A 25,921-nucleotide genomic window follows, 5' to 3' on the forward strand; every position below is an offset into this window, starting at 1 on the left:
GCGTGACGCCACGCCATGGCGCGGCCGGGCGGTCGCGCCGGTCTTGAACCGAACGGGGAGCAACACGTGAATTTCGATTGGTCGGCGATCTGGGCAGCGCTGCCGGACCTGATGGACGGGGTCCGGTTGACGGTGTTCATCGCATTTTTCGGGCTGGTGGGCGGGTTCGTCGTCGGGATGATCGCGGGCATGTTCCGCGCATACGGACCGAAGGCGATGAACGTGCTCGCACAGGTTTATATCGAACTGATCCGCGGCACGCCGATCGTCGTGCAGGTGATGTTCCTGTACTTCGCGCTGCCGCTGCTCGCGCATATCCGCATCGACGGCCTGACGGCCGCGATCATCGCGATCACGGTGAATTCGGGCGCGTATCTCGCGGAAGTGGTGCGCGGCGCGCTGCTGTCGATCCCGAAGGGGCTGACGGAAGCGGGGCTCGCGATGGGCCTGTCGATGCCGCGCGTGCTGCTGAAGGTGGTCGGGCCGCTCGCGTTCCGGCGGCTGATTCCGCCGCTCGGCAACCAGTGCATCGTGAGCCTGAAGGACACGTCGCTGTTCATCGTGATCGGCGTCGGCGAGCTGACGCGCAAGGGGCAGGAAATCATCGCGGGCAATTTCCAGGCGGTCGAGATCTGGAGTGCGGTGGCCGTCATCTACCTGATGCTGACCGGCGCGATGACGCTGACGCTTCGGCTCGTCGAAAAGCGGATGAAAATCTTATGAGCATGATCGAATTCCAGAACGTGTCGAAGAGCTTCGGCCATGTACCGGTGCTGAAGAACATCGACCTGAAGATCGACGCGGGCGAGGTGGTCGTCGTGGTCGGCCCGTCGGGCTCCGGCAAGTCGACGATGCTGCGCTGTATCAACGCGCTCGAGAAGATCACCGGCGGCGAGCTGCTGGTCGACGGCCAGAGCGTGCGCGGCAATGCGACGACGATCCGCAACATCCGCCTCGAAGCCGGCATGGTGTTCCAGCAGTTCAACCTGTTTCCGCAAATGACCGCGCTCGAGAACGTGATGTTCGGGCCGATCCAGGTGCGCGGCGCGTCGCGGGCCGACGCGCGCGATCAGGCGATGGCGCTGCTCGACAAGGTCGGCCTCGAATCGCGCGCGAACCACTATCCGTCGGAGCTGTCGGGCGGCCAGCAGCAGCGCGTCGCGATCGCGCGGGCGCTGGCGATCCGGCCGCGGCTGATGCTGTTCGACGAGCCGACGTCCGCGCTCGATCCGGAATTGCGCCACGAAGTGCTGAAGGTGATGCAGGATCTCGCGACCGAAGGGATGACGATGATCGTCGTCACGCACGAGATCGGCTTCGCGAAGCGGGTCGGCACGCGGCTGCTGTTCATGGATCAGGGCGGCATCGCCGAGGACGGCCATCCGGTCGACCTGATCGACCGGCCGCCGACACCGCGGCTGAAGGAATTCCTGAAACACGTATCCTGAACGAAACCGACTCGCCTGCCATGCCGCTTTCCCTTTCTCCTGTCATCGCCGGCACGCCGTTCGACATCGGCGTGCGTCTCGGCGAGCTCGCCCGTCCCGTATTCGATACGTACATGCAGCAGAGCAGCGCGTGGCAGGCCGTGCGCCGCTGGCGCGGCCATCCGTTCGTCGCCGCGCTTCGGCAGGCCGCGCTTGCCGCGTACCCCGATCTCGTCGCGGAACTGGACGGCATCGCGGCCGGCGCCGGCTGGACGGCCGACGACGTCTTCCTGTGGAATTGCCGCGGCGAACTGATCCACAACGCGCCGGACGGCTGCACGACGCTCGCCGCACGCGACGCCGGCGGCACGCGCTGGATCGCGCACAACGAGGACGGCGATCCGTACCTGCGCGAGCGCTGCCTGCTCGTCGACGTGCAGCCGCACGGCAAGCCCGGCTTCGTCAGCTTCTACTACCCGGGCTCGCTGCCCGGCCATACGTTCGCCGCGAACCGCGCGGGCATCGCGCAGGCGATCAACAACCTGCGGATCCGCACGCCGGCTGCCGGCGTGCCGCGGATGATCCTCGCGCGTGCGGTGCTCGACGCGACGTCGCTCGACGCGGCCGCCGACGTGCTGCGCACGCATGCGCGTGCCAGCGGCTTCCATCACACGCTCGGCGCGACCGGCGATACGCGGCTGCTGAGCATCGAGGCGAGCGTCGCGCGCTGTTCGGTCGTCGAAGTCGAGCGGCTTGCGGGCCACGCGAATCATCTCGTGCATCCGGGATGCGACGCGCAAGCGCAGATCGTCACGCAATCGTCCGGCGATCGACAGCGGCGCGTCGACGCGCTGACGCCGGGCATCGACGCGCCTGACGAGGCCGCGCTGCTGCGCGTGCTCGGCGATCGCGCACCGGAAGGGCTGCCGATCTATCGCGACGATCCGGACGACCCGGACGACGAAAACACGCTGGCGACCGCGGTGTTCGCGATTCGCGACACCGCGATCGACTTCACGATCCATCAACACGGCACGCAGCGCTTCGCGACGCGCATCGTGCCGTCCGCGCACGCGCCCCGCGCGTCCTGATCCATGAGGCAACGCATGACGACCGTCTTTCATCGCGCTCCGCGCGCCACCTTGCCCGTCGCCGTCGCAGGCGACGGCATCGAGATCATCGATTCGACCGGCAAACGCTATATCGATGCGTGCGGCGGCGCGGCCGTGTCGTGTCTCGGCCACAGCAACCAGCGCGTGATCGACGCGATCAAGCGCCAGGCGCAGCAGCTGCCGTACGCGCATACGTCGTTCTTCACGACCGACGTCGCCGAGGAGCTGGCCGACCGGCTCGTCGAGGCCGCGCCGGCCGGGCTCGAGCACGTGTATTTCGTGTCGGGCGGGTCCGAGGCGATCGAAGCCGCGCTGAAGCTCGCGCGCCAGTATTTCGTCGAAAAGGGCGAGCCGCAGCGCCGCCACTTCATCGCGCGCCGCCAGAGCTATCACGGCAACACGCTCGGCGCGCTCGCGATCGGCGGCAACGCATGGCGGCGCGAGCCGTTCCTGCCGCTGTTGATCGAAGCGCATCACGTGAGCCCGTGCTATGCATATCGCGACCAGGCGGCGGGCGAGAGCGACGAAGCGTATGCGCAGCGCCTCGCCGACGAACTCGAGCGGAAGATCGTCGAACTCGGTGCGGAGAACGTCGCGGCGTTCGTCGCCGAAACGGTGGTCGGCGCCACGGCCGGCGCGGTACCGCCGGTACGTACCTACCTGAAGAAGATTCGCGCGGTGTGCGACAAATACGGCGTGCTGCTGATCCTCGACGAAATCATGTCGGGGATGGGCCGCACCGGTTACCTGTTCGCGTGCGACGAAGACGGAGTCGCGCCCGACCTGCTGACGATCGCGAAAGGGCTCGGCGCCGGCTATCAGCCGATCGGCGCGACGCTGGTGAGCGACCGCATCTACCGGACGATCGTCGACGGCTCCGGCTTCTTCCAGCACGGTCACACGTATCTCGGTCATGCGACCGCGTGCGCGGCCGCGCTCGAAGTGCAGCGCGTGATTGCCGAAGAGAAGCTGCTCGACAACGTGAGGGCGCGCGGCGAACAACTGCGTGCGTCGTTGCGCGAGCATTACGCCGCGCATCCGCATGTCGGCGACGTGCGCGGGCGCGGGCTGTTCGTCGGCGTCGAGCTCGTGCGCGATCGCGACAGCAAGGCGACGTTCGATCCCGAGCTGAAGCTGCATGCGGCGGTCAAGCGCGAGGCGATGCAGCGCGGGCTGATGGTGTATCCGATGGGCGGTACGATCGACGGCGTGCACGGCGATCACATCCTCGTCGCGCCGCCGTTCGTATGCACCGCGCAGCAGATCGACACGATCGTCGAACGGCTGTCCGGCGCGATCGGTGCGGCGCTCGCAGCGGCCGGCGCATGAACCTCGACATTACCGACTCATCACCATGACAGACAGACTGCCTCCGTTCGATCCCGCGTCGGCCACCGACGAGCAGAAGGCCGTGCTCGCCGAGATCCTCAGCGGCCCGCGCGGCAACCTGAACGGCCCGTTCCTCGGCTGGATCGCGAGCCCCGAGCTCGCGCAGCACGCGCAGCGGCTCGGCGCGTTCTGCCGCTATCGCACGGGCTTGCCGCTGCGGCTGTCGGAGCTCGCGATTCTCGTGACGGCCGCGCGCTGGCGCTCGCAGGCCGAATGGCACATCCATCATCCGATCGCGCTCGACGCCGGCGTGCCGGCTGCGACGGCCGATGCGATCCGCCGCGGCGTCGAGCCGCCGTTCGAATCGGACGACGATGCGCTGATCCACGCGTTCGCCACCGAGCTGTACGACACGCGGCGCGTGAGCGATGCGACGTTCGCGCGCGCTCGGGCGCGCTTCGGTCACGAGACCGTCGTGAACCTCGTCGCGCTGCTCGGCTATTACGCGCTCGTCGCGATGACGCTCAACACGTTCGGTATGCGCGCCGACGGACAAACTGATTTGCCGTTTCCGGAATAATCGATGCAGGCGCGTGCGGCGGCCGCATGCCGCGCGCGCATTGCGATCGTGCCGAAAAGCCCGTCCGCACGGGCTTTTCGGCGTTTTGGCGCGAGCTGATCCGCACTCCGGCCGCGTGCCGACGCCGCGCATCGCATCGCCTGCGCGTCAGCGCAGGAAATTTTCCCCGTACCTAGAATTCCGGCAAACAGCTGACGGGGGAAATATCGATGCGCTGGGTCTTGTTGATCGTGTTCATTGCGTGTGTCGTGTACACGCATCGGCGCGGCAAGGTTCGGCACAGGTTGTTCAGGCAACTATCCGACCACTCGACCTTCACTGCACCGCTGAACTGCTTTTCCTATGCGTTCTCGTCGGTGCCGACCACGCCGTTTGTCGATACGCGGCACTTTCCGGAACTCGCGGTGCTGCAGCGCGAATGGCGGACCATCCGCGCCGAAGCGCTCGCATTGCGCGACGCGAGCCGGATCAAGGCGTCCGGCGAGTACAACGACATCGGCTTCAATTCGTTCTTTCGCCGCGGCTGGAAGCGCTTCTACCTGAAGTGGTACGACGCGCCGCATCCGTCCGCCCAGGCATTGTGTCCGCGCACGGTCGAGATCCTGTCGCGGATTCCGTCGATCAAGGCCGCGATGTTCGCGCAGCTGCCGCCGGGCGGCAAACTCGGGTTGCATCGCGATCCGTATGCAGGCTCGCTGCGCTATCACCTCGGGCTCGATACGCCGAACGACGACGCGTGCCGGATCGTCGTCGACGGCGAGTCGTACGCATGGCGCGACGGCGAGGCCGTGATGTTCGACGAGACCTATCTGCACTGGGCCGAGAATCGCACCGCGCACGACCGCGTGATCCTGTTCTGCGACATCGACCGGCCGATGAAATACCGATGGGCGCAGCGCGTGAATGATGCATTCGGACGACTGCTGATGCGCGCGGCCGCATCGCCGAACGAAACGGGCGACCGCACCGGCGGCCTCAATCATGCGTTCAGGTACCTGTATGCGATCCGCCGCGCCGGCAAGCGGCTCAAGGCATGGAATCGCACCGTGTACTACGTCGTGAAATGGGCGCTGTTCGGCGGGATCGCGGTGGCAGTGTTCTGTATCTGACGAGCGCAAGCCCACGGGAATCGAACCGTCTGACGATAGGGCGGCGCGGCGTTTTACCGCCGCGCGGCCTTGGGGTCGCCATCAATGCAACCAAATGTATTCGTGCGGGATCGAGCGCCGACGCGCGGGTATGATGGCTTGTTCACGTCGATAAGATCGGTGAGCAAGCATGACTAGTACCCGAAAGACCTTGATGATCGCCGGCGGATTGCTGGTTGCCGCAGCCGGCACCGGCTACGTGATGCTCCTGCGTGCGGACCACCGCGCGATCGCGGAGGCCGGCATCGGCGAGTCCGCGCCACCGGCCGCCACCGTGGCGGCCGCCGACGATGGTCACACCGCGCAGGGCACGATTGCGCCGCCCGCGCGGGTCGCCGTTCCTTCCGCGCATGTGGACGACGCAGTGCCGCAACACGCGGCCGTACCGCCACCGGCCGTGGCTCCGGCCCCGACGCGCACGAGCGCCGCACCGGCGTCCGCCGCCGTCGTGCCGGTCATCGCCGCGCCCGCGCCGCCTGCGAAGCCGGCCGCCGCGCCGCCGGCCGTCCATGTCGTGACGGTCGAGCCCGAGGATTCGACCCCTGCGAAGGCGGCGCGGTCCGTGCCCTCTGCGCAACCGGTACAACGGGCCCAGCCCGTGCAATCCGCACCGCCGGTCCAGGCCGCGCAGCCGACGCGCTCGACTCAGCAGGCGTATCAGCCGCCGCAGCACGCGCCGCGCAAGCGCGACGGGCTCGAACGACACGCCGCGGCAGCACCGGCGATGAAATCCGAAACGCCCGAAACCGCCGCGCTCGTGCGCGAGTCGGCGAAGCTCGATCCGTCGTTGCCGCCGCCGCAGTATGTGGCGCCGCCGAGCGCCGACCGGCCGCATACGTCGGGCGGTGCGAATTCGGTCGCCGCTGCGATGACCGAGCAGCTGGTCCGGCAGTCGAGCAGCTTCAAGGCGCCCGCGCCGGCGAATAGCGGCCCGGCCGTCGCGCAGTGACGCGGAGGGCGCCGCGTTCGCGCTGCGCCGTTCGTCGCCGGATGAAAAAGGACCCCGCACGCCGACCAGGGCGTGCGGGGCCAAGAGAGACGAACCTGTGCGGTGCGTCGGCGCGCGTTACGCGGCGATCGCTTCTTCGGCCTGCGGCGTGTCGGCGGCAGCGGGCGTCACGTCTTGCCGGATCAGGTGATCGAACGCGCCGAGCGAGGCCTTCGCGCCTTCGCCGACCGCGATCACGATCTGCTTGAACGGCACCGTCGTCACGTCGCCGGCCGCGAACACGCCCGGCACCGACGTCGCGCCGCGCGCATCGACAACGATCTCGCCGTGCTTCGACAGTTCGACCGTGCCCTTCAGCCATTCGGTGTTCGGCACGAGGCCGATCTGCACGAACACGCCTTCGAGATCGACGCGCTTCGTTTCACCCGAACGCAGATCCTTGTAGACGAGCCCGTTCAGCTTGCTGCCGTCGCCGGTCAGTTCGGTCGTCTGCGCCTGCGTGACGATCGTCACGTTCGGCAGGCTGCGCAGCTTGCGCTGCAGCACTTCGTCCGCGCGTAGTTGCGCACCGTATTCGATCAGCGTGACTTCCTTCACGATGCCGGCCAGGTCGATCGCAGCCTCGACACCCGAGTTGCCGCCGCCGACCACCGCGACGCGCTTGCCCTTGAACAGCGGGCCGTCGCAGTGCGGGCAGTACGCGACACCGCGGTTGCGGTATTCGCGCTCGCCCGGCACGTTGATTTCGCGCCAGCGCGCGCCGGTCGCGAGAATGATCGTCTTCGCTTTCAGCACCGCGCCGTTCGCGAGGCGGATCTGGTGCACGTCGCCCGGAATCAGCGCATCGGCGCGCTGTACGTCCATGATGTCGACGTCGTACTGCTTCACGTGCTGTTCGAGTGCGACCGCGAACTTCGGTCCTTCGGTTTCCTGCACGGACACGAAGTTCTCGATCGCCATCGTGTCGAGCACCTGGCCGCCGAAACGCTCGGCGACGACGCCCGTCGCGATGCCCTTGCGCGCCGAGTAGATCGCGGCGGCCGCACCGGCCGGGCCGCCGCCGACGATCAGCGTGTCGAACACCGGCTTGTTCTCGAGCGACTTCGCGGCACGCGCGCTCGCACCCGTATCGAGCTTCGCGAGGATTTCCTTCACGCTGCTGCGGCCCTGGCCGAACGATTCGCCGTTCAGGAACATGGTCGGCACGGCCATGATCTGGCGTGCGTCGACTTCGTTCTGGAACAGCGCGCCGTCGATCGCGACGTGGCGGATGCGCGGGTTGATCAGCGACATCACGTTCAGCGCCTGCACGACTTCCGGGCAGTTCTGGCACGACAGCGAGAAATACGTTTCGAACGCGTAGTCGCCGTCGAGCGCGCGGATCTGTTCGATCACGTCGTCGTCGAGCTTGATCGGGTGGCCGCCCGTCTGCAGCAGCGCGAGCACGAGCGACGTGAATTCATGGCCCATCGGGATGCCGGCGAAGCGGATGCCGGCCGGCTTGCCGGGTTCGCCGATCGAGAACGACGGCTTGCGCTCGGCATCGTCGCGGCGTTCGGTCACGGTCACGCGCGACGTCAGCGACGCAATCTCGTTCAGCAGCGCAAGCAGTTCCTGCGACTTCGCGCTGTCGTCGAGCGATGCGACGAGTTCGATCGGGCGCGTGATCTTTTCGAGGTACGCTTTCAGTTGGGTCTTGAGATTGGCGTCGAGCATGGCGTTTCGGATTCCGTATTGATGAGGCGGGTCGGGCACGTCGTGCCGGAGAAGGGCGCGGGCCGCGCGAGGCGGCGGCCCGGCCGGGGGCGGGTGGCGCGCGTCGTGCGACGCGCGCCGCGCCACCGTTAGATCTTGCCGATCAGGTCCAGCGACGGGGTCAGCGTTTCCGCGCCGGGCGTCCACTTGGCCGGGCACACTTCACCCGGGTGCGCCGCGATGTATTGCGCGGCCTGCACCTTGCGCAGCAGTTCGCCTGCGTCGCGGCCGATGCCGTTGTCGTGGATTTCGCACAGCTTGATCTCGCCTTCCGGGTTGATCACGAACGTGCCGCGCAGCGCCATCCCTTCTTCCTCGATCAGCACGTCGAAGTTGCGCGACAGCGTGAGCGTCGGGTCGCCGATCATCGGGTACTTGATCTTGCCGATCGTGTCCGACGTGTCGTGCCACGCCTTGTGCGTGAAGTGCGTATCGGTCGACACGCCGTAGATTTCGACGCCGAGCTTCTGGAATTCGTCGTAGCGGTCGGCGAGGTCGCCGAGTTCGGTCGGGCAGACGAACGTGAAGTCGGCCGGGTAGAACACGACGACGGACCACTTGCCCTTGAAGTTCTCTTCGGACACGGGCACGAAATCGCCGTTGTGGTATGCGGTTGCCTTGAACGGTTTGATCTGGGTGTTGATGATCGGCATCTTGCGGGTTCCTTTTGCTGGGGTGTTGATGAAGTGTTCCCAGTATCCGGGGTCACCCTCGGTTTGTGAAATTGCTTGTCTCAATCCTCGGCATCGGGAATTTCTATCTGCTTCCGGCCCCTGTTCCGGCGGGGCGCTCCGCGCGATTCCGCGCGCGTGCTGCGGGGCCGCCGTTCACGCGGCCATCCGCCTCAACCATGCGGCCAGGCGCCTGGCGCCATCCGGCATGTCCGCATCGTCGCGCGTGCACAGGTAGTAATCGCGCCCATCGTCGAGCGCATGGTCGAACAGCTGCACGAGCTCGCCGTTCGCCAGTTCGCGCTGGACCAGCGGCGCGCGCAGCAGCGCCGCGCCGAGGTCCGCACGGGCCGCGCTCAGCGTCAGTTGCCCGTCCTCGAACATCGGACCCACCGCATGCGACACGTGCCGCACGCCGGCGCCCTGCAGCCAGTTGACCCACGTGCTGCGATCCTCGTCGTGCACGAGCGGCGCGCGCGCGAGATCGGCCGGCGTGCGGAACGGCCCGTGGCGCTTCAGGAACGACGGGCTGCACATCGGCACCATCGCGCCCGGCAGCAGCCGCTCGCAGCGGTAGCCGGGCCAGTCGCCGGTGCCGAAGCGGATCGACAGGTCCGACGCGTCGCTTCGATAGTTGCGGTGATGCGCATACAGCACGGTCACGTCGACATCGGTGTTCTCCGCGAGGAACGCGTGCAGCCGCGGAATGAACCAGCCGATGCCGAGCAGCGGGATCAGGCTGATCGTGATCTGGCGCAGCGACGAGCGGTCGCGCACGAAGCGCGTCGCGCTGCGCAGCACCGAGAACGCGGCGCTGATCGAACGGTAGTAGTCGCGCCCTTCGTCGGTGAGCGCAAGCAGCCGGCCTTCGCGCACGGTCAGCGGCGTCTGGATGAACGCTTCCAGCAGTTGCAGCTGATGGCTGACCGCGGACGGCGTGATGTCGAGCTCGTGCGCAGCCGCAGTGACCGACCCGAGGCGCGCAAACGCCTCGAACGCGCGGACGGCGCGTAACGGCGGATCGTGCGGCAATTGTTCGATATTTTTCATGTATGGAATTTTATCGAAAAATCAGGGTAAGCGACAACACGAAAATACCGCGTATTTACAGGTGTTTACGTTATTGTGCGCGGCATGGCATAAGCATCCAACAATTGAGTATTTGGGGTGTGGGTGCGGAATATTTAATATTTTTCATGTTTTGATTCGAGCCACCGGTCCCCGTACATGAAAATCGCCTTCCTTCCCGCCAGCCTCGCATTCTCCGCAGTCGCGCTGATCGTCGCCGTTCCTGCGTTCGCGCAATCCGCGCCGCAGACGATCCTGATCGGTCTTGCCGCGCCGCTCACCGGTCCGTCCGCGCGGATCGGCAAAGACCTGCAGAACGGTGCGCAACTCGCGATCGACGACGCGAACGCGAAGCATCCGAGCATCGGCGGCAAGCCGGTCGTCTACAAGCTCGTCGCGGCCGACGACCAGTCCGACCCGCGCACGGCCGTCGCGGTCGCGCAGCAGCTCGTCGACCAGCACGTGATCGGCGTCGTCGGTCACTGGAACACCGGTTGCAGCGTGCCGGCGTCGCGCGTGTACCGCGATGCGGGCATTCCGCAGATCGCGCCGGCGTCCACCGGTCACCAGTACACTCAGCAGGGCTACGCGACGGCGTTCCGCATCATGGGTCACGACGATGCGGGCGGCCAGTTCACCGGCACCTATGCGGTGAAGACGCTGAAGGCGAAGCGCATCGCGGTGATCGACGATCGCACGTCGTTCGGCGCCGGGCTTGCCGACCAGTTCATCAAGGGCGTGCAGGCGAACGGCGGCGCGATCGTCGATCGCCAGTACGTGAACGACAAGACGACCGACTTCAGCGGCGTGCTGACCGCGATCAAGGGCAAGCGCGCGGACCTCGTGTTCTTCGGCGGGCTCGACGCGCAGGCCGCGCCGATCGCGCGCCGGATGCGCCAGCTCGGCGTGACCGCGCCGCTGCTCGGCGCCGGCGGCTTCGTGAGCCAGACCTTCCTGTCGCTCGCGGGCAAGGACGGCGACGGCGTGACCGCACTCGAACCGGGCCTGCCGCTCGACCGGATGCCGGGCGGCAGCGCGTTCGACGCGCAATACCGCGCGCGCTTCCACGCGCCGATCGAACTGCACGCACCGTTTGCGTACGACGCGGCCGCCACGCTGATCGCCGCCGCGCAGAAGGCCGGCACGACGCAGCCGGCGAAGCTGGTCGCGGCGGTGCGCGCGATCGACCGGCCGGGCGTCACGGGCCGCGTCGCGTTCGACGGCGCAGGCAACCTGAAGGACCCGGCGTTCACCATCTACCAGGTGCGCGGCGGCAAGTGGGCCGTCGTCGACGTGCTCGGCGGCGCGCGCCCCGCAACCAAATAACGACGGAGATATCCGATGACCGACACGAATCACGCATCCGCCGCAGCGCCCGAGGACACGCGCCTCGGCATTCTCGCGCGGCGCCGCATCGAAGCGGAAATCATCAAGCCGATCTACGAGATCATGAAGCGCGAATTCGGCATCGAGCGCGCGCAGGCCGTGATCGCGGAAGCCGTGCGCGGCGCGGCCGTCGACGCGGGCCGCGCGTTCGCCGCGCAGGAGCCGGACGGCACGAGCGTGCAGTCGTTCATCGCGCTGCAGGTGCTGTGGGAGAAGGACGATGCGCTCGACGTCGAGGTGCGCCGCGCGGACGACGCGCACTACGATTACGACGTACACCGCTGCAGCTACGCGGAGATGTATCACGCGATGGGGCTCGGCGAGATCGGCCACCTGCTGAGTTGCGCGCGCGACAGTTACTTCATCGAGGGTTACGATCCGCGCATCGCGCTGACGCGCACGAGCACGATCATGCAGGGCGGCAAGCGCTGCGATTTCCGCTATGCGCTGCAGACGAAGCCGCAGGGCGACGCGCCGGAGGCCGGCAATGCGTGACGACCTCGCGAGCGCGCCGCGCGTCGACGGCGAGCGTCTGTGGGCATCGCTCGAACGGATGGCGCAGATCGGCGCGACGCCGAAGGGCGGCGTCTGCCGTCTCGCGCTGACCGACCTCGATCGCGAATCGCGCGACCTGTTCGTGCAGTGGGCGCGCGAAGCCGGCTGCACGGTGCGCGTCGATCGGATGGGCAACGTGTTCGCGCGCCGCGCGGGCCGCAATCCCGACGCGGCGCCGGTGATGACGGGTTCGCACGCCGATTCGCAGCCGACCGGCGGCCGCTACGACGGCATCTACGGTGTGCTCGGCGGCCTCGAGGTCGTGCGCGCGCTGAACGATGCGCGCATCGAGACCGAGCGTCCGATCGACGTCGTGATCTGGACCAACGAGGAAGGCTCGCGCTTCGCGCCGGCGATGATCTCGGCCGGCGTGTTCTCGGGCGTCTATCCGCTCGAATACGGACTGTCGCGCACCGACGGCGCCGGCAAGACGATCGGCGAGGAGCTTGCGCGGATCGGCTATGCGGGCAGCGAGCCCGTCGGCGGCTATCGCGTGCATGCCGCGTACGAGCTGCATATCGAACAGGGCGCGATTCTCGAGCGCGCGGGCAAGACGATCGGCGTCGTGACGGCCGGGCAGGGGCAGCGCTGGTACGAGGTGACGTTGACGGGCGTCGACGCGCACGCGGGCACGACGCCGATGGAATTCCGGCGCGACACGCTGGTCGGCGCCGCGCGGATGATCCAGTTCGTCGATGCGCTCGGCCGCCGCCATGCGCCGCATGCGCGCGCGACGGTCGGGATGATCGACGCGCGGCCGAATTCGCGCAACACGGTGCCGGGCGGCTGCTTCTTCACGGTCGAATTCCGTCATCCGGACGACGCGGTGCTCGACGAACTCGATGCGGCGCTGCGTGCGGAACTCGCGCGCGTGGCGACCGACGCGGGGCTCGGCGCGCAGATCGAGCAGATCTTCACGTATGCGCCGGTGCCGTTCGCGCCGCGCTGCATCGACGCGGTGCGCGACGCCGCGCAGGCGCTCGGGCTGTCGCACATGGACATCGTGTCCGGCGCGGGCCACGACGCGTGCTACGTCGCGCGCGTCGCGCCGACCGGCATGATCTTCGTGCCGTGCGTCGACGGGCTGAGCCACAACGAAGCGGAGGCGATCACGCCGGAATGGTCGACGGCCGGCGCCGACGTGCTGCTGCGCGCGGTGCTGCAAAGCGCGCAGGAACCGGGCGCCTGACGCGCGCGGGCCGCGGCGCGCGGCTTACTTGCCGGCCTTGCGCCGGGCCATGTAGGTCAGGTAGGCGACGATCCGGCCGAGTTCGCGGTCGCTCAACTGGTCGGGCGGGAACGCCGGCATCGCGCGGCCCGGCCAGTCGCGCACCGATGCCGGATTGCGGATGTAGCGGCGCAGTGCGGCGGGCTGGAAGTAGTCGACCGGATTCATCGGCGTGTTCAGGTCGGGGCCGGCCTGGCTGCTGCCCGCGCCGTCGATGCGGTGGCACGCGAGGCATTGCATGACGAACAGCCGCTGGCCCGCGCGCGCCGGGTCGTTCGCCGGCACCGACGGATCGACGGCGAGCGACGGCCAGCGTGCGAGCGGCGACGATTCGATCGTGATGCGCACGATCTGGTACGGCCACTGCTCGCCGCGCACGGACGATGCGTGCGGCCCCAGCCATACGAGATAGAACGGCCCCGCGCTGACCGATTTGCCCGGCAGCGCGGGCCACGGGTGCGCCGGATCTTCGATCGCGAGCCATGCGACGGCGCCGCCCGGCGCGCGGCGGCGCGCGAGATCCAGCGGCAGCTGCGCGGCAAAACCGTCGGCCGCGCGCGTCTCCAGCACCCCGTCCGCCGGCAGCGGCGTGTCGCCGAGCAGCGCCGCGAACGGCACCGCGCGGAACGTCATCGGGCGGCCGTACGCGATGTCGCGCGGCACGTGGATGTCCGTCGCATCGGCGCGCGCGAGCAGCGCCTCGCGAGTCAGCACGCGCGGCGTGCCGTCGGTCTCGAGTTCGAGCGTGCCCTGCGCGGACGCGCGCGTGGCGATCAGGCACACCGTCAGCAGCAACAGCGAAAACCACTGGCGCTTCAGCATTCGTTCTCCGTGAAAGGGGGGCGTCGGCGGCGGCAGGGCGGATGGCACCGCGGCCGGCCGAAGGAATCGGGCGACAGTCTATCCGGTACGGGCGGCGCTGGCGACTTCGGCGCGGCGGATCCGGCGCGGCCGGGATCGCACCGTGGAGCGGGGCGGCGGCGTGCGGGCCAACCCGGCAGGCGGGATGCGGGCAGGATCGCGTTGCGCGATCCGTCCAGCGTCACCTCGGCGTGCGGCGATCGCGCCGATCCGGCACGATCGCCGTCGACTTCAATGGCTCTGGCACTGCGCGTCGGCCTTCGGCAAGAGCGTTTCACGCGCCGTGTCGAAATCGGCTTCGCGCGTGCCGGTCGGCGTCAGCGACACGAAATGCATCGTGCCGCCGCGCGCCGGAAACGCGGCGATACCGGTCGAACCCCACGGAATCGGCGAACGCTGCACGCCGCCGACCGACATGCCCGTTGCCGTCAGCGTAAGGGTGAACAGCCGCCCGTCACGCGTCGGCACGTACGCATGCGCGCCATCGACGCCGATTCCCGATTCGCGCACCGACGGCGGCAGGCAGTCGAGCGTGGCGATGCGGCGGCCGTCGGGGCCGATCAGGATCGCGACGCCGCGATTGTCCGCGGACGTCGTGACGACGATGAAGCGATCGACCGCGGGCACGTACGCGGACGAATACACGTAGTACTGGATCGCGTCGTTCAGCGGCCCGAGCTTCTCCAGCTTCGCGGTGAACGGATCGAACATCGCATATTCGAGCGTCGCGTCCGTGCTGCCGTCGATGTATTTCTGCCAGACCAGCAACGCACGGCGCGGCGAGCCCGCGACGATCGGCCACCATTCGCGGCGATGCGAGACGACCGGCACATGGTTCAGCACGCGCCCGGCCGCATCGTAGGTTTTCACGTACACGCCGTTGCCGCTGCCGAGATTGTCGACGCCGCCGCCGTCGACCCAGTCGGCGGAGTAGAACACGACGAAGCGCTCGCCGACCGCGGCGACGTGGCCCGAATGGCCGCCCGCTTCGACGTCGTTCGGATACGGCTTGATCGGCTTCAGGTTGCGCCGATAGACGCCGTATCGCTGGCTGACTTCCTGCGACGTGTTCCAGCCGTCCTCGAACGTGACGAAGATGACGCCGCGCCCGTTCTGCGCGATCGACACGGGCTCCTGCGCCTCCGGCCGGCTGATGAACGTGCGCACGTGCGTCAGCTCCGGCGTGCCGGGCTGCCATTCGCCGACGTATACGTCGTGCGACCAGCTGCCGTTGCGCATCGCACCGCGCGGCACGAGGCCCGAGCTGCTGAAGAACACCCAGCGCTTGCCGTCGCCGGCATCGGCCACGCCGATGCCGTGCATGAAGCGACGCGGATCGCCCTTGTCCTTCTCCTTGTCCTTGTCGGCGGCGGGCGGGTCGGCCGGCTCGGCGGGCGCGTCGATCGTGACCGTGTGCACGACGGGTGCGTTGGCCGGCGCGCCGTCGCAGCCGGCGCCGCAACCCGCACTGAAGATCGCGGCCGCGGCGAGCCGCGTCGCCGCACGCAACGCCGGGTGCGATCGCATCGCACCCGGCAACCGGACGGGCAGCGCCATCATTCGACCGTGACCGACTTCGCGAGGTTGCGCGGCTTGTCGACGTCGGCGCCGCGCGCGCAACCGACGTGATAGGCCAGCAACTGCAGCGCGATCACGTTGACGATCGGCGACAGCGCGTCGCCCGATTCGCGCACGCGGATCAGGTGCGTGTCGCGGTCGGCGTCGATGTCGAGCTGATGGCCCGCGAGCACGTACAGCCTTCCGCCGCGCGCGCGTACCTCCGCCATGTTGGACTTCAGCTTCTGGAACAGGCGGTCGTCCGGCGCGATCGTGACGACCGGCATCGCGCTCGTGACCAGCGCGAGCGGCCCGTGCTTCAACTCGCCGGCCGGATAGCCTTCCGCGTGGATGTACGACACCTCCTTGAGCTTCAGTGCGCCTTCCAGCGCGATCGGGTAGTGGATGCCGCGGCCGAGGAACAGCGCGTTCTCGGTGCGCGCGAACTTCGTGGCCCAGCCCATGATCTGCGTTTCCAGCGCGAGCGCGTGGCCGATGCGGTCGGGCAGTTCGTGCAGCTTCTTCAGATGCAGCGCGACCTGCGCGGCGTCGAGCCGGCCGCGCTGCTGCGCGAGCGTCAGCGTCAGCAGGAACAATGCGACGAGCTGCGTCGTGAACGCCTTGGTCGACGCGACGCCGAGCTCGATGCCGGCGCGCGTGAGGAAGCAGAGCGGGGCGGCGCGCGCGATCGAGCTGGTCGCCACGTTGCAGATTGCCATCGACATGTCCTGGCCCATCCCGCGTGCGCGCTCGATCGCGCCGATCGTGTCGGCGGTCTCGCCGGACTGCGAGATGCCGACCACCAGCGTGCGCGGATCGGGCACGGTATCGCGGTAGCGGTATTCGCTCGCGATCTCGACCTGCGCGGGGATGCCCGCGATGCTCTCGAGCCAGTATTTCGCGGTCAGGCCCGCGTAGTAGCTGGTGCCGCAGCCGAGCAGTAGCACGCTTTTCGTCTTAGACAGCAACGCGCGTGCGCTGTCGGTGCCGCCGAACAGCGCGGGCGAAATCGTGTCGATGCCGTCGAGCGTGGCCGCGATCGCCTTCGGCTGCTCGAAGATCTCCTTCTGCATGAAATGCTGGTACGGCCCGAGCGCCGCATCGTCTGCGCGCGCCTTGACCTCGCACAGCGGACGCCTCGCTTCGGCGCCGACCGAATCGACCACGTCGATGCGTTCCGGCGTGATCAGCGCGACGTCGCCGTCCTCCAGATAGACGAAGCGGTCGGTCAGGTCGCCGAGCGCCGCGCAGTCGGACGCCAGATAGTTCTGGTCCGCACCGATGCCGATCACCAGCGGCGAGCCGGCGCGCGCGGCAACCAGCCGCTGCGGTTCGCGTGCGCTCAGCACCGCGATCGCATACGCGCCGTGCAGCCGCTTGACCGCGCGGACGACCGCATCGAACAGATCGTCGCGATACACGCTGTGGATCAGGTGCGCGATCACCTCGGTGTCGGTCTCGCCGCGGAACGTGTAGCCGCGCTGCCGCAGTTCGGCGCGCAATTCGTCGTGGTTCTCGATGATCCCGTTGTGCACGACCGCGATCGTGTCGCCCGACATGATCGGGTGCGCGTTCATTTCGGACGGCGCGCCGTGCGTCGCCCAGCGCGTGTGCGCGATGCACGTCTGCCCTTCGAGACCGAGCGTCAGCACGCGGTCCTGCAGGTCCGCGACGCGCCGCAGCGTGCGTTCGCTGCGCAAATGGCCGTCACGCAGCACCGCGATGCCGCACGAATCGTAGCCGCGATACTCGAGCCGGCTCAGCGCATTGACCAGTTGTGGCACCTGATTCTTCAGACCGCTTGCTCCGACGATTCCGCACATGATTCACCTCGCCTACATGAAGTTGTCCGTCCGGCGCGCGGTGCGTGCCGGCACGATTTGAGGAGCGCTGCGGCGCCGTGCCGTCCGTCGCGCGGCGCCGCCCGTCTCCGGTGCTCACTCGCGGGGCTGCGGCCCCGCATGCGCGATCCATTCGATGCCCGAGATCGAGCCGTTCGCATCGTGCGACGCGACGAGAATGCGCGTCGTGCGCCGCGTGCCGCGCCGGCGATCGCCGCCGAGCGCGGTCGCCGGCACCGAGCGCACCTTCACGCTCGCCGTGCGCCGCAGCATCTTCGATACGCGCAGCCGGTACGCGAATGGATGCACGACGCGCCCCGCGATCAGCCAGGTGACGATCGTGCCCGCGATCAGCGCGATGCTGGTCACGTAGAACACGATCTGCTCGATCGGCATCTCGGCCTCGTTGAATGGCAGCAGGTAGCGGTACGTATAGATGCAGATCGATGCCCAGACACCCCCGACCAGCGCGGGCCGCACGAGGCGGAACCACGCAACGAGCACGGGACCGACGATGTTGCCGCGTTCGGCAATCATGTCGCGCGGTGCGCGCAGGGAAAGGTCAATAATCGGCGCGTTCTTCATGTTGAATGCCTCGGTCGGGACTGACCCACACGGCGCGCTTGCCGCGGCCCCGCAGTACGACGGCGGGCAGGGCGACGACGGTGGTGATCATGCTGATCAACCAGAACGCCACGGGGTACCAGATGGTGTCAAGGAAGTACATCAGGAGTTTCTCGTCGTAACGACGATCGATCATGCTGCCGATGATCAGCTGCAGGATGCAGGTCGCGACCAGCAGCATCCCGTGCCAGTGCGGCACCACGGACACATGCCAGGTCGGCGGAAGCGGATAGAAGACGTCGATCAGCGCGAGCAGCAGGATGAACGACATCGCGTACGCCCATGCGATGCCGATCAGGTACTCGACGAACAACGGCCACATCATCATCTGCGTGGGCCGCATCAGCGTGCCCGCGTACTTGAGCAGCACCTGGATGCCGCCCTTCGACCAGCGCAGCCGCTGCCGGTAGAGCCCCTTGACCGTCTCGGGCATCAGGATCCAGCTGAGCGCGTGCGGCTCGTAGACGACGCGCCAGTCGCGGCACTGCAGCTTCCAGCTGATGTCGATGTCCTCGGTCAGCATGTCCGAGCTCCAGTAGCCGACGTCGGCGAGCGCGGTCTTGCGGAACATCGTGATCACGCCCGACACCGTGAAGATGCGGCCGTACACCTGCTGCGTGCGCTTGATCAGTCCGACGATCGACGAGAATTCGCCGACCTGCATGCGCCCGAGCAGCGACGTGCGCGTGCGGATGCGCGGATTGCCCGTGACCGCGCCGACCCCCGGATCGGTCAGGAAATGCTCGAGCATCCAGCCGATCGCATCGTGCGCGAGCAGCGCGTCGCCGTCGATGCAGAGCAGGTACTCCGCGTTCGATACCGCCGCCGCCGTCGTGAGACCGACCGCCTTGCCCTCGTTGCGCGCGTGATGGATCACGAGCAGGCGCGGGATCTCGACGGCCAGCTCGTTCAGGATCTCGCCGGTGCGGTCCTTGCTGCCGTCGTTCACCGCGATGATGTCGTAGTTCGGGTAGTCCATCGCGTTCAGGTGACGGATCACGCTGCGCGCGTTCGAGGCCTCGTTGAAGCACGGCACGACGATCGAGATCTTCGGAATGCCGCTCGCCGCGATCGTGCGCGTCGACAGGACGCGACCCTCCTCGAGCAGAAAGTAATGCACGACGCCGCCGATCATCCACAGATACGACATGAAGAACGGATAGTAGAAAACGAAGTCCTGCAGGCGCTGGATGATGCTGTGGGAGTTCATGGTGTTTTGGTTCCCTTCGTTTGCTGCTGCATCAGTGCGTTGATCGAGGTCGGATCGAGGCGGGACTTCAGCGACATCACGTCGCGCATTGCATCGAGTTCAGGCTGACCGTTCAGGAAGTTGTCGGGGTAGTAGCCGAAATTCACCGCGCCCTCGCTGCGCAGCCGCCGCATCTGCGAGAGGAGCGTGCCGGCCGGTACTTCCTTCTTCGCATGCCAGTCGTACGACTGCAGTTCGAACACGGTGCGCTGCAGCCCGCGCTGCTTCGCACGCACCGCCTTCACCAGTTGATCCAGCCAGCCCTCCGGATCCTTGGCCTGTTCCATGTACGGCATCGCCATCAGTGCGACGTAGTCGTAGGTCGCCAGGAAGTCGTCGTAGTTCTGCGCGTACCACGCTTCCGATTCCGGCTTGAGCACCGGCATCGCGAAGATGTTGCGCGCGGTCAGCACGTCGCCCGCGTTCTGGTGGGCCAGCACTATTTGTTCCAGCTGCTTCGTCAGTTCGATCAGGTAGCGCGATTTCTGCCGCGTCCAGCGCTTCAACAGCTCGGGGTTCTCGCGGATCTTGCCGACGTCGGCCGGCAGCCCCCATTGCGAATACATGCGCAGCGCGTGCCGGCTCGCGTCTTCGTAGTCGTCGAGCACGGCATCGTCGCTGAACAGGATCCCGCTGAATGACGCGTGCTTGCTGAGATCCTCGTAGACCTGCTGGATCATCAGCCGCGCCTCCGGATCGAACGGGCTCAGCCGGAACACGCGCGTGCCGTTCTCGCGGGCCGGCGCGCCGCCATAGGCGGTCACGGCTTCGAGCCCGCGCAGCTTGTCGGCCGGCGGCCGGAACGCGAGCACCGGCATCCACGCGTACACCTGCACGTTGGAGCGCGTGTTGAGCTGCCACGCGGCGCGCGAGAACAGGTCGGCGCGCATCGGCAGGTGCCGGTTCGGGAAATACACGGCTTCGGCCACGCCCGTGCCCTTCGGGTCCGCGTACGCCTGCAGGTACACCGATTTCGGCTGCATCCGGTAGATGCGCTCGATCAGCTTGCCGAGGTTCGCTTCCTGCCGCGCGGGATCGGGATCGTAGACCTGGTCGAGATCGACCTGCACCGTGCGTTCGGGCACGTCGACGTCGCCGCGGTTGGATGCCGGCTCGCGCATCGAGCGTTCGAACCCGCCGATGTCGACGTCGTACATCAGCAGAATCCGTCTCAGCCGGTCCAGCGGCACGTCGGGCGTATTCGGGCCCGCATCGAGGCTGAACTGGATGTCCATGCCGAGCGACGTCGATATCTGGCGCACGGGCTGATTTTCCGCGCCGTATGGCCAGACCATCGACCGTGCGACGATGCCCGTGCGTTCGCGGATCTGGCGCACGCACGTCTGCAGGTCGTCGTGCACGCGTGCGTGGAATTCGGCGTCGGTTTCATAGCGCTTCTCGTGCTGCAGGTACAGGTGCGACGTGGTTGCCGGCAGTTCGTTGCCTTGCGGGTTCGCGATCGCGCCGTGATGGAGATTGTGGGTATGGCAGCCGAGCTCGACGAACGGCGACTGGCCGAGCTTCTTCACCTCGTCCCACGACAGGAAATAGTCGCGCGGCACCTGGACCTTGTCGCTGATGCGGATCGGCGTATCGGCCGGCGTATCGATCCACGCGGTGACGAGGCCCATCACGGCCGGATACTTGAAGCGCTCGAGCAGCGGCAGCACCTTCGTGTAGTGGCTGCGAAAGCCGTCGTCGAACGTGAGCAGTACCGAGCGCGGCGGCAGCGGCTTGCCGCCGTGCCGCGACTCCTCGATCTGCTTGACCGTGATGGTGTGGTAGTTGTTGGTCTGCAGCCACGAGAAGATCGCGGTCAGCGTGCCGGTGTCGACCGCGAACGGGTCGATCACCGCCGAGGGCCCCGAAAACGACGCCATCAGGTTGTCGCGCACGTCGTGCAGGCAGATCACGCGAAACGTCTTGCCGTCGGCCGGATCGGACGGCGGCAGCAGGTCGATCATCTTGGCGTTGGACACGCCGGGGAACAGCGAACAGGCAGCAAACGCGCCGAGGCATCCGCACATGAAGGTCCGTCTGGATTGCATTGCGCGATCTCCTTGCTAGAACGGCAGGTTGACCGACATGAAGCCGGTTTCGGAGCGCTCGCGCTGCCCGTCGTACGCGTGGCTGCTGACCTCGATGCCATAACTCAGCGTGATGTCGTGCTTGAACGTCCACGCGTGCTCGAGGCGCGCGCTCCACAGCGGGCTCGAACCGAACCCGCGCTCGTTGTAGATGCCGCCCGACACCGAGATGCGCTGCTGCAGGCCCATGTCGCCCTTCTTCCACAGCATCATCTGGTGCATGACGGTTGCCGCGGCCGCATAGTCGCGGCCCGGGCTGTAGTACGGCGCGTCGCGGCGCGTGTTGCTGTCGGTGCCGAGATCCAGCGATACGTTGACGAGTTGCCGGGCGGACGTGTACACGCGCTGCGTCGCGGTTGCCGCGATCTCCTGGTGGAAATTCGAATCGCTGTAGCGGCTCACGCCGTAGCTCAGCTTGACCTCGCGACGGTCGTTCTGCCGGTACACGACGGACGCGTTCGCGGAGCGGCCCCAGATGTGCGCGGCGTACGCCTTCCACGGCAGCGAGTTGTCGTTGCTGTCGAGCCCGGCGCTGACCGTCCAGTAGTCGTTCAGCGCGTACGCGATCGACCCGCGGCCGCCGGTGCGGCCGTCCGTGCCGAGCGAGCGCGTGGCTTCGGCCTGCACGGTGAGCGGCCCGTGCCGGTAGTCGCCGCCGATGCCCGTGCGGGTGCGCTTGATGTTGCCGCCGTCGGTCTGCGCATAGCCGAAGAACGTGTGCGAGAACACGCGCCAGTTGTCGCCGAACGGCGGCGAATACACGTAGCTGTCCGATGTGAAGCTGTTGTCGGCCAACGCGCTGTTGCCGTGTTCGTAGCTGAGGTCGGTCGTGAACACGGGGCTGCGGTACGCCTTGTAGTCGCGCTTGAAGCCGCGCACGGCGCCGCTGTCGGGAAACGTGTCGCCGAGCGTCTGGTCGACGCTCTTCGCGGACGCGTAGTCGTCCGCCGCGAGCGATGCGCGGCCGAGGCCGGACAGCATCTCGACGCTGTCCGGGTGATCGGTGAGCGACGCGCGATACATCGCGATCGCCTGGCGCGGATGCGCCTGGCCGGACACCGCGTCGGCATGTGCGGCACGGATCTCCGCGTTGAACGGCACCTCCTTCTCGAGTTGCTCGAGCGCCGCGATCCCTTCGTCGACATGACCGGTGAAGATCAGGTACTGCGCGCGCAGCCGGTAGTAGCGCAGATAGTCGCTTTCTCCCGGGCCGACGTTGGTCACCTGCTTGGCCGGCGGCAGCGACTTCTCCATGTCGTCGAGCACCTGCTTCGCTTCCGGCGCTCGCCCCTGGTCGACGTACGACCAGAACACCCCTTCGCGCAGTTCGATCGGCCGCGTGCGGGCGCCGTACTGGAAGCCGCGGGTCGCGCGGTCCGTCGGCGACGCGGTCGCCTGCTGCAGCGCGCGCAGGTAGACGGCGTTCGCCTTGGCCGGCTCGCTCAGGTACAGGTACGCATCGCCGACGGCGGCCAGCGCGTCGACCGAGATTTCGGCGTTGGACGGAATCGTCTCGAACGTCGCGACGGCTTGCTTCATGTCGCCGCGCGCCGCAAGGGCGACCGTGCGGTCGCCCGCGAGCGCGGTCCTGACCGGCGTGTATTCGGGTGTGGCCGGCATCCGCTTGTCGAGGTCGTCCGCCGCCTTCAGCGCGTTGTCGAGGCCGTCGAAGCGGTCGGTACTCGTCATCGAGCGCGACTTGTCGCGGCCGCCGCGAACCTGCTGGCGAATCTTCAGTTCTTCGAGCTGCGCGATGTCGACCGCGGAGAACGCATCGGGCCGCGCCTTCGCTTCTTCGAGCGCCTGGACGGCGCCGCCGCTCGCCGCGAGGCCGAACACGTCGTTGCGCACGGTCGGGACGTCGGCCGTTCGGAGGTTCGGCGCGTGCGCGTTCGGCGTCTCGACGTCGGGCCCCTGCGAGCGTTGCGTCGCTTCGCCGGGGAGCTCGGCGCCGGGCGATTGCGAGCCCGGTCCCTGCGTCGATGGCGGCTGCACGCCAGGCGCCGTGGTGACGGGGGAAGGCGAGTTCGGCATCGGCGTACCGGATATCTCCGCGGTCTGCGTCGGCGGATTCGTCTGTGTAGTGGTCGTCTGGGCGAGCTGTGCGGGGGCGTCCGACGGATGGGCGCTCGGCGCGGGCGTGCTCGATGCGGGCTCCGGCGTGGCGGGCGACGCAGGGTCCGCTGCTTGCGCGGCCTGGATCGGGAGGTCGGGCGCATGCGGCGCTGGTGCGGATGTCGTCGGCGATGCGGTATCGGCGGACACCTGCGGAGGTTGCATCGGCGCATCCGAGGTCTGCGAACGCGCGGCAGGCGTGGTGGGAGTCGCGGTGTCGGATGCCTGCGCGAGTTGCATCGGACCATCCGACGTCTGCGAATGCGGTGCCGAAAGATCCGGAGACACAGTGTCGGAAACCTGCGCGAACTGCATCGGCGCATCGGAGGTCTGCGAATGCGGTGCCGGCATGGTCGGCGGCGCCGCGTCCGATGCCGGCGCGGCCTGCATCGGCGCATTCGGTGCTTGCCCGCCCGGCGCCGGATTGCCCGGCGGCGGCGCTTCCGGCTCGATCACGACGGTGGTCGGGGTCCCCGGCGGCTGCGGGGTCGAAGCCTGCGCGATCTGCAACGACGCATCGGAGGACTGAGCAATCGGCGTCGGCGCATTGGGCGGAACGGCGTCGGAAATCTGGACGCTCGTCAGCGACGCACCGGCCGGCTGCATGTCGCGCGGTGGCGCATCCGGCGCGCCGTTCGTTCCGGCGATTTCACTCGCGCCGCGCGGCTGGTCATCGCCTTCGGCGGCGAGACAGGAGCCTGACGCGACGAGCATCAGGAGCAGCGGCGCATGCAGGAGGATCCGCCGCGTGGGCGGAGCCGCGGTAGTGCATTGTTGTTTACGATTGTTGGCCACGGTGTGTCCTCACTCTGTAACGATCACATCGGTTGCACGCCCGACGACGCGGGTCGCCGGCCGTCGCGCCGCCGGGCAGCAAGGCCCGGCGGTATCCGACCGGTTCACAGGCGGTTGCGGATCGCTTGTCCCAGCAGCGCGCGCGATTCGCTGTTCGTCGGGTCGATCGCGAGTGCGCGGCTCGCGTTCTGCTCCACGCAGTTCCATGCGTCGATCTGTGCGCACGACCGCGCCCTGGCCAGCGCACGGGCGCCTTCCAGTTCGTCGCGCGTGACGCTGGTGGCCTCCATGTGCGTGGTGTCGGCGGTATACGATTGCGGCTGCAACCGCGGTGCGGGATCGGCCTGTTTTCTCGTGCGCGCGAGCGTTTGCGACCGCGACGTACGGTGCGCGTCGGCCGTCCGTCCGCCGCGACCGCCGGCCGACGCGGCATACGCGTTGGCTGCGAGCCGGGTGGACGGCGCATGGGCGGGGCGCGTATGTCGCGCGCTGGAGCGGGCCGCCGGTTGCGGCGGCGCGGCCGGTTCGGCCGCGGCCGATACCGACGGCGTTGCCGACGCAGGCGGCGCGAGCGTCGCGGCTTGCGCGACCGTCGACGTCGACCCGCCGGGCGCGGCTGCGCCGGAGGTGCCCGACGCGCCGGGTGCGCTCGCCGTCGCAGCCACGACGAGGCTGCGGTACTTCCCGACGGCGCTTCCGATTACGCCGGCGATGTCGTGCGTCACGCTCGCATGGCCGACCCTCGTGTCTCGCTCGACATACGCGAAGGCCCCGAAGATGGCGGCAAACGCAACGATGCTCAGTGCCGCATTCTTTCCCGGACCCCAGGAGGGTTTCGGCTCACGGACGGGCGCGCCGTCCGGTCGTTCTGCACGAGTCATTCAATCCTCCTCGTATGATGGATGGCGGGGAACGGTGCGATCTCGCGCGCTGTCGGCACGCGGGTTCGGATACGGCTCACCATTTCAGCTGCGTGGTGAGGGCACCCGTTTCGACGATCGCGAATTGCGTGGCCCCCTGATAAGTCCCTTCGACCCGGTAGCTTGCTTCGGGCACGCTGAACAGACAGCGCGGGCCCGTTGCCTTGAACGCGACGAGCACGCGGCCATGCCGTCTCAGCCGCACCTCCACGTTCGACAGCGGTTGCCCCGTGCCGCCCGATACGAACGACACGCCGAGGTTGTACGGACGGCCGTCGGGGGGGAGCGGCGCCGTACCGTCGATTCGTGCATCACCGCAGATGTACGAAATCGTGTATCGCTCCGGGCCCGCACCGGACGCAGGCGTCGCGGGTTGGGTCGGAGTCTGGGCCCCGGCATTGATGCAGAAGGCGGTGACGACGATGCCGAGGAGCAGGCGAGCATGCTGTTCAAACCTCGAGGAAGACATTGCAACCTCCATCCGGAATCGACGACAACGCATTTATTCCGAGTCGAATTAACTGCGTTCTTTTGCGACACGCTATTGATACACGATGGGTTTTGAACAAACAACTGCGTGTGGTCCCGATGGCACGCGATTTAAACGTCGTATTTAAACAGGATTGCTACTTATTCGACGAAATGGATCATGGCTGAACAAAGG

Annotated in this window: 22 protein-coding genes; 10 read left to right on the forward strand and 12 right to left on the reverse strand. The window is 67.7% G+C overall.

What is annotated here, in order from left to right:
- Positions 1-15: 15 nt before the first annotated feature.
- The 7 genes from glnP (at position 16) to Q3A80_RS27855 (ending at position 6,545) form a co-directional block, all read left to right on the forward strand.
- Positions 16-723: a glutamine ABC transporter permease GlnP gene (gene glnP / locus Q3A80_RS27825; protein ID WP_446332028.1), complete on the forward strand. Its 708-nt coding sequence runs from the start codon at positions 16-18 to the stop codon at positions 721-723.
- Positions 720-1,448, forward strand: coding sequence for a glutamine ABC transporter ATP-binding protein GlnQ (gene glnQ / locus Q3A80_RS27830; protein WP_006486238.1), 729 nt, complete (start codon positions 720-722; stop codon positions 1,446-1,448). The genes glnP and glnQ overlap by 4 nt, the downstream gene beginning before the upstream one ends.
- 20 nt (positions 1,449-1,468) lie before the next feature.
- Positions 1,469-2,518: a C45 family autoproteolytic acyltransferase/hydolase gene (locus Q3A80_RS27835; RefSeq protein WP_446332029.1), complete on the forward strand. Its 1,050-nt coding sequence runs from the start codon at positions 1,469-1,471 to the stop codon at positions 2,516-2,518.
- 15 nt (positions 2,519-2,533) lie between these two features.
- A complete protein-coding gene (locus Q3A80_RS27840; RefSeq protein ID WP_446332030.1) occupies positions 2,534-3,868 on the forward strand; it encodes an aspartate aminotransferase family protein in 1,335 nt (444 codons plus the stop codon).
- 25 nt (positions 3,869-3,893) lie between these two features.
- A complete protein-coding gene (locus Q3A80_RS27845; protein WP_446332031.1) occupies positions 3,894-4,448 on the forward strand; it encodes a carboxymuconolactone decarboxylase family protein in 555 nt (184 codons plus the stop codon).
- A gap of 209 nt (positions 4,449-4,657) precedes the next feature.
- Complete coding sequence (lpxO, locus tag Q3A80_RS27850) at positions 4,658-5,557, forward strand: lipid A hydroxylase LpxO (protein WP_446332032.1); 900 nt, start codon at positions 4,658-4,660, stop codon at positions 5,555-5,557.
- Positions 5,558-5,726: 169 nt separating this feature from the next.
- The gene (locus Q3A80_RS27855; RefSeq protein ID WP_446332033.1) at positions 5,727-6,545 is read left to right on the forward strand and encodes an extensin; all 819 of its coding nucleotides are present in this window, start codon (positions 5,727-5,729) and stop codon (positions 6,543-6,545) included.
- A gap of 117 nt (positions 6,546-6,662) precedes the next feature.
- Here Q3A80_RS27855 and ahpF read toward each other — a convergent pair whose 3' ends face one another.
- The 3 genes from ahpF to Q3A80_RS27870 all read right to left on the reverse strand — a co-directional run bounded on the left by ahpF (position 6,663) and on the right by Q3A80_RS27870 (position 10,021).
- Positions 6,663-8,261, reverse strand: a complete 1,599-nt coding sequence (gene ahpF, locus Q3A80_RS27860; protein ID WP_446332034.1) for an alkyl hydroperoxide reductase subunit F — start codon at positions 8,259-8,261, stop codon at positions 6,663-6,665.
- 128 nt (positions 8,262-8,389) lie between these two features.
- Positions 8,390-8,953, reverse strand: a complete 564-nt coding sequence (gene ahpC / locus Q3A80_RS27865; RefSeq protein ID WP_446332035.1) for an alkyl hydroperoxide reductase subunit C — start codon at positions 8,951-8,953, stop codon at positions 8,390-8,392.
- A 174-nt stretch (positions 8,954-9,127) separates the two neighbouring features.
- Positions 9,128-10,021 carry a LysR substrate-binding domain-containing protein gene (locus tag Q3A80_RS27870; RefSeq protein ID WP_446332036.1) on the reverse strand — a complete coding sequence of 298 codons (894 nt, stop codon included), beginning with the start codon at positions 10,019-10,021 and terminating at the stop codon, positions 9,128-9,130.
- Between the two features lie 177 nt (positions 10,022-10,198).
- Here Q3A80_RS27870 and Q3A80_RS27875 point away from each other — a divergent pair, with 177 nt between their 5' ends.
- The 3 genes from Q3A80_RS27875 to Q3A80_RS27885 are packed head-to-tail and all read left to right on the forward strand — an operon-like array spanning position 10,199 to position 13,169.
- On the forward strand, positions 10,199-11,365 hold the full coding sequence (locus Q3A80_RS27875) for a branched-chain amino acid ABC transporter substrate-binding protein (protein WP_446332037.1): 1,167 nt from the start codon (positions 10,199-10,201) through the stop codon (positions 11,363-11,365).
- Between the two features lie 15 nt (positions 11,366-11,380).
- Complete coding sequence (locus Q3A80_RS27880; RefSeq protein WP_446332038.1) at positions 11,381-11,920, forward strand: L-2-amino-thiazoline-4-carboxylic acid hydrolase; 540 nt, start codon at positions 11,381-11,383, stop codon at positions 11,918-11,920.
- On the forward strand, positions 11,913-13,169 hold the full coding sequence (locus tag Q3A80_RS27885) for a Zn-dependent hydrolase (RefSeq protein ID WP_446332039.1): 1,257 nt from the start codon (positions 11,913-11,915) through the stop codon (positions 13,167-13,169). The genes Q3A80_RS27880 and Q3A80_RS27885 overlap by 8 nt, the downstream gene beginning before the upstream one ends.
- Before the next feature lie 24 nt (positions 13,170-13,193).
- Here the strand turns inward: Q3A80_RS27885 and Q3A80_RS27890 are convergent, their stop codons facing one another.
- The 9 genes from Q3A80_RS27890 to Q3A80_RS27930 form a co-directional block, all read right to left on the reverse strand.
- Positions 13,194-14,030 (reverse strand): c-type cytochrome, encoded by an 837-nt coding sequence (locus Q3A80_RS27890; RefSeq protein WP_446332040.1) that lies wholly within the window; start codon positions 14,028-14,030, stop codon positions 13,194-13,196.
- 270 nt (positions 14,031-14,300) lie between these two features.
- Positions 14,301-15,596 carry a hypothetical protein gene (locus Q3A80_RS27895; protein ID WP_446332041.1) on the reverse strand — a complete coding sequence of 432 codons (1,296 nt, stop codon included), beginning with the start codon at positions 15,594-15,596 and terminating at the stop codon, positions 14,301-14,303.
- 29 nt (positions 15,597-15,625) lie between these two features.
- The gene (gene glmS, locus Q3A80_RS27900) at positions 15,626-17,449 is read right to left on the reverse strand and encodes a glutamine--fructose-6-phosphate transaminase (isomerizing) (protein ID WP_446332042.1); all 1,824 of its coding nucleotides are present in this window, start codon (positions 17,447-17,449) and stop codon (positions 15,626-15,628) included.
- A 114-nt stretch (positions 17,450-17,563) separates the two neighbouring features.
- Positions 17,564-18,052 carry a Biofilm PGA synthesis auxiliary protein PgaD gene (locus tag Q3A80_RS27905; RefSeq protein ID WP_446332043.1) on the reverse strand — a complete coding sequence of 163 codons (489 nt, stop codon included), beginning with the start codon at positions 18,050-18,052 and terminating at the stop codon, positions 17,564-17,566.
- A complete protein-coding gene (gene pgaC, locus Q3A80_RS27910) occupies positions 18,030-19,301 on the reverse strand; it encodes a poly-beta-1,6-N-acetyl-D-glucosamine synthase (protein ID WP_446332044.1) in 1,272 nt (423 codons plus the stop codon). Before pgaC ends, Q3A80_RS27905 begins: the two co-directional genes overlap by 23 nt.
- Positions 19,298-21,388 (reverse strand): poly-beta-1,6-N-acetyl-D-glucosamine N-deacetylase PgaB, encoded by a 2,091-nt coding sequence (gene pgaB, locus Q3A80_RS27915; protein WP_446332045.1) that lies wholly within the window; start codon positions 21,386-21,388, stop codon positions 19,298-19,300. The genes pgaC and pgaB overlap by 4 nt, the downstream gene beginning before the upstream one ends.
- 15 nt (positions 21,389-21,403) lie before the next feature.
- Positions 21,404-24,337 carry a poly-beta-1,6 N-acetyl-D-glucosamine export porin PgaA gene (gene pgaA / locus Q3A80_RS27920; RefSeq protein ID WP_446332046.1) on the reverse strand — a complete coding sequence of 978 codons (2,934 nt, stop codon included), beginning with the start codon at positions 24,335-24,337 and terminating at the stop codon, positions 21,404-21,406.
- Positions 24,338-24,441: 104 nt separating this feature from the next.
- Positions 24,442-25,218 carry a hypothetical protein gene (locus tag Q3A80_RS27925; protein WP_446332047.1) on the reverse strand — a complete coding sequence of 259 codons (777 nt, stop codon included), beginning with the start codon at positions 25,216-25,218 and terminating at the stop codon, positions 24,442-24,444.
- Between the two features lie 76 nt (positions 25,219-25,294).
- On the reverse strand, positions 25,295-25,726 hold the full coding sequence (locus Q3A80_RS27930; protein WP_446332048.1) for a hypothetical protein: 432 nt from the start codon (positions 25,724-25,726) through the stop codon (positions 25,295-25,297).
- Between the last annotated feature and the right edge of the window lie 195 nt (positions 25,727-25,921).

Source organism: Burkholderia sp. SR8, from assembly GCF_052851275.1.